An 8931-nucleotide genomic window follows, 5' to 3' on the forward strand; every position below is an offset into this window, starting at 1 on the left:
CGTCGTTCGATGTTAAATTAGTGGTTATATTGCTATTACTATAAAACGATGAAGAATGTCCGGATTGTCAGCACCTCAAGCAAACTCATCTTTGGCCTCTTGGCTATCTTATCTCGAACAACTCCATACGAGTGCCATCGATCTTGGGCTTGACCGAGCGCAAGACGTTGCCCAAAAAGCCGGTTTAATCAAACCAGCAAAGAAAGTCATTACTGTTGCTGGCACCAATGGTAAAGGCTCAACCTGCGCGATCCTTGAAGCGATTTTACTTGAGGCGGGCTATAAAGTTGGTGTGTACAGCTCTCCACACTTAGTACGTTACAACGAGCGTGTGCGTATTAATGGACAGGAGCTTGATGATACTGCGCACAGTGACGCTTTTTATACGATAGAGCAGCAGCGTGGTGATATTAGTTTAAGTCTATTTGAATTTGGTACGCTGGCGGCATTACAGCTATTTAAATCACAGCACGTTGATGTCGCTATTTTAGAAGTGGGCTTGGGCGGTCGACTTGATGCCACAAATATTGTTGATCATGATGTGTCAGTGATCACTAGCCTAGCGGTCGATCATGTTGATTGGCTGGGTGATGATATTAATGTGATTGGCTACGAAAAAGCGGGGATATTCCGTACTGAAAAACCTGCTATCTGTGGGCAACCTAACCCACCTGCGTCAGTGCCAGCTCATGCTGATGATATCGGTGCATTACTGCATCAAGTCGGTTATCAGTTTAATTACGATGTACAAGGTAATACGTGGCGCTGGCAGTGTGGCGCATTTGATCTTGATAATTTACCGATCCCATCACTACCGCTACCAAATGCCGCTACCGCTTTGATGGCATTAGCAACGGCAGAATTAGTAATTACAGATCAGCATATAGTTGATGGCTTGTCGAAGGCATCGTTGCCAGGACGGATGGAGCGAGTCTCATCGCAGCCATTGGTAATCATGGATGTGGCACATAATCCACACTCAGCGAATTATTTTGCACAGCAATTGGCGCTTATAAAGCAACAAGAAAGCAAAGGACGTATCCATGCTGTGGTTGCCATGCTACATGATAAAGACATTGCAGCTACCATTGCAGAGATGGCTGAGATTGTTGATGCATGGTACCCCGCGTCGTTAACAGGGCCACGCGCAGCAAGCGCCAGTGAGATCATTGCACATCTAGCAGTAGACCCCGTTGGTTTTACCTCGCCAGAGTTGGCTTATGACGCAGCTCTGACACAAGCAGAAGCCGATGATATGGTAATTGTATTTGGCTCATTTTACACTGTGGGACTAATATCCAGTCACCTAGCAACAAGCGCATAGGAGTCAGTGTGGCAAGTAAATTTCAAAGTCGATTAGTCGGCACCATCATTCTGGTTGCTATTGGGGTTATTTTCCTCCCCGATTTATTTGATGGCAAAAAGCAGCATTATCAGGAACAGTTTGCGAGTATTCCACTACAGCCAGAAGTCGTTGCTAATGGGGAATACGAGTCTATTCCAGAACCAGAGTTTGCGAATGTCGATTTACCACCAGATCCAGTGACGGTCGTGATTGAAAGTGAACCGTCAAAGCCAGTGGTTAAGACAGTAGTCTCAGATGCTAAGCCCATAAACGTTGAACCACCTGTTGTGACAACGCCAAAAGGTGGCAATAAAGAGAGTGGTTGGGTTGTGCAACTTGGTGTTTTTCGTAATTTTGACAATGCGAATACATTGGTTGCCAAGTTACGTAAAGAAGGTTACCAAGCACATGTTTTTCCAAAGCAGCCAAAAGACGGTGATTTAGCGCGTGTTGTTGTTGGACCTGATGTGTCAAAAACGAAGTTGACTACCGAGCTCAAAGAATTAGAAAAATTAACCGGATTAAAAGGCCGATTGGTTAGATTTAATCCACTAAACCCTTAGGTAAACGTTTGCGTTCTCATTTTTTCTGTTAGAATACGCATCAACAAGATGAATACAACGAATGATGATTTGGATTGATTACGTCATTATAGGCGTAATAGGCTTCTCGGCACTGGTCAGTTTGATCCGTGGTTTTGTTAAAGAAGCACTGTCACTGGTGATTTGGTTTGCAGCATTTTTTGTGGCGAGTAATTTTTACGCCCAACTGGCTGCCCACTTCACTAATATTCAGGATGAAATGCTACGAAATGGTAGCGCGATTGCTGCCCTGTTTATTGCGACACTGATTGTCGGTGCAGTAGTGAACTATGTGATAGGGCAGTTAGTACAGAAAACGGGTTTGTCAGGAACAGATCGGGTTTTAGGTATAGTGTTTGGTGGTGTTCGCGGCGTATTAATTGTTGCCGCGTTGCTATTCTTTGTTGATGCCTTTACAGGGTTTTCAAATGCAGACTGGTGGAAAGATTCCCAGCTTATCCCACAGTTTGGCATTATCATTGAATGGTTCTTCACCTACCTTAAAGACACTTCAAGCTTTTTCACTGGCGATCGATTTTAGCGATTCGGTGATGAAACCCATGAACAGAATAGATGGCTTTTACCAGTATCTAAATGTTCCTGGGGATAAGATTCAAACAGTTATCAGCGGGGATCTAGTGATTAGGTCCCCGCTGAAATTTAGAAAGCTACTTTAAGCGTGACGAGGATTTAGGACATGTGTGGTATTGTCGGAATCGTGGGTTCTACCCCGGTAAACCAGTCTATCTATGATGCATTGACTGTGCTGCAACATCGCGGCCAAGATGCCGCTGGTATTGTTACCTTAGAAAGCAATCGTTTCCGTCTGCGTAAGGCGAATGGATTAGTACGAGATGTTTTTGAAGCAAAACACATGCAGCGACTACAAGGTAACGTTGGCCTCGGCCACGTACGTTACCCAACAGCTGGTAGCTCTAGTGCTTCAGAAGCTCAGCCTTTTTATGTGAATTCGCCGTACGGTATTTCATTGGCACATAACGGTAATTTGACGAATGCGGCTGATATTCGTGAAACGTTATTTGAAAAAGCTCGTCGTCACGTTAATACAACGTCAGATTCAGAGATCTTGCTTAATGTACTGGCTAATCAGCTAGAAGAAGCCGTGTCTTACCCAATCTCGCCTGCTGAAATCTTTAGCGCAGTACGTGAAGTTCACCGTGTTGTTGCGGGTGCTTATGCGGTTGTTGCCATGGTGATTGGCCACGGTCTAATTGCTTTCCGTGACCCAAATGGTATTCGTCCATTATGCCTTGGCAAGCGTGAAGTGAATGGTAACGTTGAATACATGGTTGCGTCTGAATCTGTTGCACTTGATGCGGTTGGTTTTGATTTCATGCGTGATGTAGCCCCGGGTGAAGCGGTTTATATCACTTTTGATGGACAGTTGTTTACAGAGCAATGTGCAGATAATCCAGTATTGAACCCATGTATCTTTGAGTTTGTTTACTTCGCACGCCCAGATTCATTCATTGATAAGGTGTCGGTATACAGCGCTCGCGTATGTATGGGGCAAAAGCTGGGTGAAAAGATCAAGCGTGAGTGGGATGATATCGATATTGATGTTGTTATCCCTATCCCTGAAACGTCATGTGATAGTGCGCTGGAAATTGCGCGTACATTGGATAAGCCGTATCGCCAAGGTTTTGTGAAAAATCGCTATGTTGGCCGTACCTTTATCATGCCAGGTCAACAAATGCGCCGTAAGTCAGTACGTCGCAAGCTCAATGCAATTCGATCTGAATTTAAAGATAAGAGCGTACTGCTTATTGATGACTCAATTGTCCGCGGTACGACATCTGAGCAGATCATTGAAATGGCACGCGAAGCAGGCGCGCGTAAAGTGTACCTTGCCTCTGCTGCACCTGAAGTACGTTTCCCTAACGTTTATGGTATTGATATGCCAAGCGCTAATGAGCTGATTGCTCATGGTCGCGAAGTGGATGAAATCAGTGCCATGATTGGTGCTGATGGTCTGATTTTCCAAGATCTTGATGATCTTGTGGCGGCTGTTGCGGAAGGTAACCCTGCGATAAATGAATTTGAAACGTCTGTATTTAGCGGTACATATGTAACCGGCGATATTGATCAAGGTTACTTAGATTACCTTGAGTCGTTGCGTAGTGAAGATTCGAAAACTCAGCGTAGTATTCAGCAAGATTTAGCTAACCTAGAACTGCATAACGAAGGCGCATAGCCTAAGACGAGCGGTTTCGAACGCAGTTTAAAAAATACCATTTAAAAAGCTTCGCTATTTATAGCGAAGCTTTTTTGTTTTAGAACTCAACAGTGTGTTTACTGCGTAAATACGTTCTTTATACCAATCTGATCAAGTACTTATGTAGCTTAGTATTAATGGCTAAACTGTGGACCAAGGCCGACATTCCACAGGATCACTGAACCTGTAATGATGGACACTAATAAAACAAGCCCACAAGTGACAATCGAGCTAGCATAGATAAATCCACGTTCTTCAGGTATGTGCATTAGAATTGGCACGCCAGTGTACAGAAGGTAAACCGAGTAGGCGATACCGATCAATCCTGCAATCATTAAGAACCAAATTTGTGGATAAATTGCGGCGATACTGACCATAAACAGCGGTGTCGCGGTATACGCAGCCAATTCGAGTGCTTGTGTATACGTGGGGGTCGAACCAAAGGTGTGGCTCATCCAGTAGGTTAGATAGGCAAGCGCAAATACGCCTGCGATGAGCGCGGCATACATGGCAACAGACATCGTTAGAGCACTGCCTTGGGTTAGGAATATAGGCTCACCCACCCCGACACGCCAGCCGATAAATACACTTGAAATAAATGCAAAAACTGGTGGTAATAGTGCAATAAGCAACACATGACTTAAGCTGCTCTGAACTCCCTCATGTTCTTTATCTATAGCGCGCCATTCTTGCTTTGGATGCGTATATAGCCCAAATAAGTGTCCCAAAATCATAACGTTTCCCCGTTTTATTGCACAAAAGGTGCAAATTTTTAGCAAAGAACACGTTCCAAAAGCATGCTGTGTTCTTTTCCATGTCATTAATAATGTTTAGTCGGGGTTGGTAGGGTTGGCAAGAAATTGCCTGCAACCGGATTGAGAATTCTTCGGTTACAGGCTTTTGAACGCAGAGGTTATAGCTTGAAGTAGTCGCTAGCAAATTCGATAAATAAACGTAATTTTTCTGGCTGGTAATCTCGGTGGTTGTACATCAAGTACACTTCACGTGGGTTGGATGACCAATTTTTTAGGATTTGAACTAACTCGCCTGAAGCGATGTACTCTTTTAACATTGCATCTGGCATTAAGGTTATGCCTAACCCTGCGATACAAGCATCTCTCACGACATTCAGTTCATTAGCTTCGTAGCGGCCTCTTTCTCCAACCGTAACTGTTTCACCGTTACCATCAGTTAGTCGCCAGCGTAGCAACGGCTTTCCTTTTAATAGCGGAAGCTGGTGGAGATCTTGGGCATGTTTGGGTTCAGGGTTCTGTTTTAGATACTCGGGGCTTACCACCAAAATATCTTTGACCGCATTGATCTTTCTTGCAATGAGTGTGGAGTCACGCTGCGGACCCACTCTGAAAATAATATCCCAATCAGTAGGATCAAGCTGCTCAGGGTCATTACTCATTGATAGTTCAATGTTAATTGCAGGGTGCGTGCTCATGAAAGCGTTAAGCATGGGCTGCAGCATGACTTTAGTTAAGTTTGATGGGGCGGCAATTTTTAACTTACCCGCCGCACCTTTGCATTCTTCACTAATGTGCTCGGTGGTATCAACCAGCTTTTCTAGTAAAGGGCTACATTCGTCATAAAACTTTTGACCAGCCTCCGTCAGCGATAATTTTCTAGCATGACGGTTTAGTAAGCGGATGCTTAAGCACTCTTCAAGTGCTTGAATTCGTCTGGTTAATGTCGCTACGGGTACTTGGGTCTTCCGAGAGGCCGCTGTGTAACTTCCATTTTCAACAACCATGCGGAATAAATTCAAATCGTCAAGTTTCATATCTTTACATCACTGAAAACTTATAATTGTGAATTGTATAACAAAAAGGTTGCCTAAATATGTTTTTATCCTTTCAACTTTTGTTGTAAATCAATATATCGATATACATATTCTAATATTTAACCTACTTTTTGCGAAAAATTGAGGGGAAACGTTACTGTAATCTCATTAGCAGAGAGTGACTGGATGCGTTTTAATTGATCAAATTGTAATTAAATTTGCTAATTTTAGAAGGCGTTAACAGAAATCATTAAATTAGAAGTAAAGGTCCAATTTACCCCTGACGGATATGAGAATTCGACCTATGCTTTTGTTAAGTATGCCAGTAAATATTGAGTTTTTATGAACATTAACTCCCAACATCATTCCCGAGACCGCACTGTTGGGGGAAATCGTCGTTATTCTCGGAGGGAACAGACGTTGCTTGAAGAGAAAGATGTTCTCATTGTAGAAGATGATCCCGTTTTTCGGGTAATGCTAAGTGGTTTTTTGAAAAGCCAAGGTTGTCATGTACGTGAAGCTGAAAATGGGCTCGAAGGGTTAAGAGCGTTGCGAGAAAATATTCCTGATGTATTGCTGTGCGATTTGGCGATGCCCGTATTAACAGGAATGGAGTTTGTTGAAGAAGTGTCTGTGCAGTATCCAATGATCCCGATCATCGTCATTTCTGGTTCGGGTGATATGGCCGATGTTGCTTCAGCATTACGTCTTGGTGTGAAAGACTTTTTAGTTAAGCCACTCAATAATATCATGGTACTAAAATCAGCCATGCTATCGGTATTGAAGCTTCATGATTCGGTCGTTGATAGTGGCGATTTTTCTAGTCAGTGGGTGAGCATAGATGATGAAACTGTCATTGATGAAGAGCTTGAATGGCATATCGAAGAGCTGAAGGCCAATCCACGTGCTTCGAGGGAGCTGTTGATGGGGTTAATGCCTGATACCGAGTCAAGTTTGGGTAATTGGCGGCTGAATTATTGCGTACTTCAGTCTGCAGATGTTCAGCCTGTCTTATTGGATTATACGTGGTTGATTGATGGCAGGTTGGCATTTTATTTGGTTGATTCAGCAACGGGTGATGAGAATGGTACAGCCACCACTCTGTTAATTCGGGCGTTTTTTAATGATTATTTACGCAACCGAATGAGCAGTGAAACCAATAGCCAAGGGCTTGTTAAAGTCATTGAGAATGGTATGAAAAGCTCTGGTTATGCTTCTCCTGTTCGTGCAATTTTTGGCGTATTCGATGCCACGGATAACAGCATCTCACTTTCCTCTGCAGGGTTGGCTGCTGGTTTACAAACCAGTGACGGTAATTACGCTATTCAAGGACAAAACTGGTTGGGTAACAAAGCGGGTAATAATGAAAGTGTCCGGTTGAAGCTGGCTAAATCGGGAGGACGGCTGTCGTTAAGCGAAATTGGTTCAGCCAGTTTTAGTGTGACGTTCAAGCGAATAGCATAGTAGCATTACCTGTACGTTACTTATTGAAAAAGCAAGAACCGATAGGTTCTTGCTTTTTGAACAGCTTAAGATATTTTAATCAAGCTTCAACTGGCTGGCCGTCGAGTTTTTCTTCAAGTTTATTCCCTTCTGCACCATGCATCCAACGGATAAGCTGGTTTGAACAAAGTAAAAGAAGTACACCAGCGATCGTTGCTGCAATGGCAATGCCGCTAAAGATCGCCATAGGTCCCGCTTCGCCCACATGTGAGCCAACAATGCCGGCAGCATAGTTAGCCACGGCATTAAAGCCGAACCATGCACCCATCATTAACGATGCCAAGCGTAGTGGGGCAAGTTTAGTAACCATCGATAGCCCGATTGGCGATAAGCATAGTTCACCAAGTGTATGGAAGAAGTATGCGCCAACTAGCCAAAGCATAGATGTTTTAACCGTAAGGTCGCCACCTTGCTGCATCACAGCGCCCATCATACAAACAAAACCTGCGGCCAAAAAGAATAGTCCCATGGCAAACTTAACGGGAGAGTTTGGTTCTTTCGGTCCCATTTTTACCCAGATAGAAGCAATAATAGGTGCTAGGGTAATAACAAAAAATGGGTTAAGCGATTGGAACCATGCAGCAGGAACTTCGAAATTGCCAATCATACGATCGGTGTACTGTTGCGAGAAAATGTTCATTAGTCCACCGGCTTGCTCAAAACCAGCCCAGAAAATGACAACAAACATACCCATGATCATGATAACTTTCAGGCGATCGCGCTCTTGGCGTGTCAGTGGCTCTTTTTTACCTGATTTGTTCATTGCAGCAGCACGTTTAGCTGCAGGCACTTTACCAATATCACCGAGTAGTCGCTCAGCAAAATATAATTGGGTTACAAGGCTAATTAACATACCAATACCAGCAGTAAGAAAGCCTGCTTTCCACCCGTAAACAGCAGATGCAGTCCCCGCAATGATCCCGGCTAATAATGAGCCTAAGTTAATACCCATATAAAAGATGGTGAATGCGCCATCTCGACGGTTGTCACCTTCTTGGTATAAGTCGCCAACCATCGTTGAGATGTTGGGCTTAAACAGACCATTACCCAGAATTAGAAACCCTAAACCAATATAGAAGGCAGTGACGGCATGTGGGTCGACCAAGCTGTTTGGCAGGGCAAGTGTGAATTGTCCGATAGCCATTAATACACCACCGATTAAAATCGAGCGACGTTGGCCAAGGAAGTTATCAGCAATCCAACCACCAATAAGGGGGGTGATATAAACGAGACCGGTGTAGATGCCGTAAAGGTTTAGCGCATCTTGAGTTGTCCAACCCAGGCCGCCGCTAATGGTTTTATCCGTGAGGTATAAAACGAGAATTGCACGCATTGCGTAGTAAGAAAAGCGTTCCCACAGTTCGGTTCCAAACAGTAAGAACAAGCCTTTCGGGTGGCCAAATAAATTGCCACTGTTAAGGTTGTTCATGATTATTCTCTATATTTAGTTAGTATTGTGTTTGCTAATGCTGTGACT

The 8931-nt window shown here is 43.8% G+C and carries 8 protein-coding genes; 5 read left to right on the forward strand and 3 right to left on the reverse strand.

Translation table 11 applies throughout. From position 1 onward, the window contains the following. Positions 1–55: 55 nt before the first annotated feature. From folC to purF, 4 genes are all read left to right on the forward strand, one after another. Positions 56–1324 (forward strand): bifunctional tetrahydrofolate synthase/dihydrofolate synthase, encoded by a 1269-nt coding sequence (gene folC, locus L4D78_RS27505; RefSeq protein ID WP_428469867.1) that lies wholly within the window; start codon positions 56–58, stop codon positions 1322–1324. Positions 1325–1332: 8 nt separating this feature from the next. Beyond that, on the forward strand, positions 1333–1908 hold the full coding sequence (locus L4D78_RS27510) for an SPOR domain-containing protein (protein ID WP_428469868.1): 576 nt from the start codon (positions 1333–1335) through the stop codon (positions 1906–1908). Positions 1909–1972: 64 nt separating this feature from the next. Further along, complete coding sequence (locus L4D78_RS27515) at positions 1973–2467, forward strand: CvpA family protein (RefSeq protein ID WP_428458184.1); 495 nt, start codon at positions 1973–1975, stop codon at positions 2465–2467. 156 nt (positions 2468–2623) lie between these two features. After that, positions 2624–4141, forward strand: coding sequence for an amidophosphoribosyltransferase (gene purF, locus L4D78_RS27520; RefSeq protein WP_428469869.1), 1518 nt, complete (start codon positions 2624–2626; stop codon positions 4139–4141). Between the two features lie 155 nt (positions 4142–4296). Here the strand turns inward: purF and L4D78_RS27525 are convergent, their stop codons facing one another. Then, on the reverse strand, positions 4297–4896 hold the full coding sequence (locus L4D78_RS27525; RefSeq protein WP_428469870.1) for a Yip1 family protein: 600 nt from the start codon (positions 4894–4896) through the stop codon (positions 4297–4299). 179 nt (positions 4897–5075) lie between these two features. After that, positions 5076–5951: a LysR family transcriptional regulator gene (locus L4D78_RS27530; protein ID WP_428469871.1), complete on the reverse strand. Its 876-nt coding sequence runs from the start codon at positions 5949–5951 to the stop codon at positions 5076–5078. Positions 5952–6371: 420 nt separating this feature from the next. Between L4D78_RS27530 and L4D78_RS27535 the strand changes: the two genes are divergently transcribed. After that, positions 6372–7415 (forward strand): response regulator, encoded by a 1044-nt coding sequence (locus L4D78_RS27535; protein WP_428469873.1) that lies wholly within the window; start codon positions 6372–6374, stop codon positions 7413–7415. Between the two features lie 79 nt (positions 7416–7494). Here L4D78_RS27535 and L4D78_RS27540 read toward each other — a convergent pair whose 3' ends face one another. After that, entirely contained in the window at positions 7495–8883 is a 1389-nt protein-coding gene (locus L4D78_RS27540) for a peptide MFS transporter (protein WP_428469872.1), read from the reverse strand. Positions 8884–8931 lie beyond the last annotated feature (48 nt).

Origin of the sequence: Photobacterium minamisatsumaniensis (genome assembly GCF_050336695.1) — a bacterium.
GTDB lineage: Bacteria > Pseudomonadota > Gammaproteobacteria > Enterobacterales > Vibrionaceae > Photobacterium > Photobacterium minamisatsumaniensis.

What these genes read in the sequence shown, in the direction of transcription:
- folC (WP_428469867.1), top strand. Translation starts at nt 56, where the DNA reads ATGTCCGGATTGTCAGCACCTCAAGCAAACTCATCTTTGGCCTCTTGG.
- L4D78_RS27515 (WP_428458184.1), top strand. Translation starts at nt 1,973, where the DNA reads ATGATTTGGATTGATTACGTCATTATAGGCGTAATAGGCTTCTCGGCA.
- purF (WP_428469869.1), top strand. Translation starts at nt 2,624, where the DNA reads ATGTGTGGTATTGTCGGAATCGTGGGTTCTACCCCGGTAAACCAGTCT.
- L4D78_RS27525 (WP_428469870.1), bottom strand. Translation starts at nt 4,896, where the DNA reads ATGATTTTGGGACACTTATTTGGGCTATATACGCATCCAAAGCAAGAA.
- L4D78_RS27530 (WP_428469871.1), bottom strand. Translation starts at nt 5,951, where the DNA reads ATGAAACTTGACGATTTGAATTTATTCCGCATGGTTGTTGAAAATGGA.
- L4D78_RS27540 (WP_428469872.1), bottom strand. Translation starts at nt 8,883, where the DNA reads ATGAACAACCTTAACAGTGGCAATTTATTTGGCCACCCGAAAGGCTTG.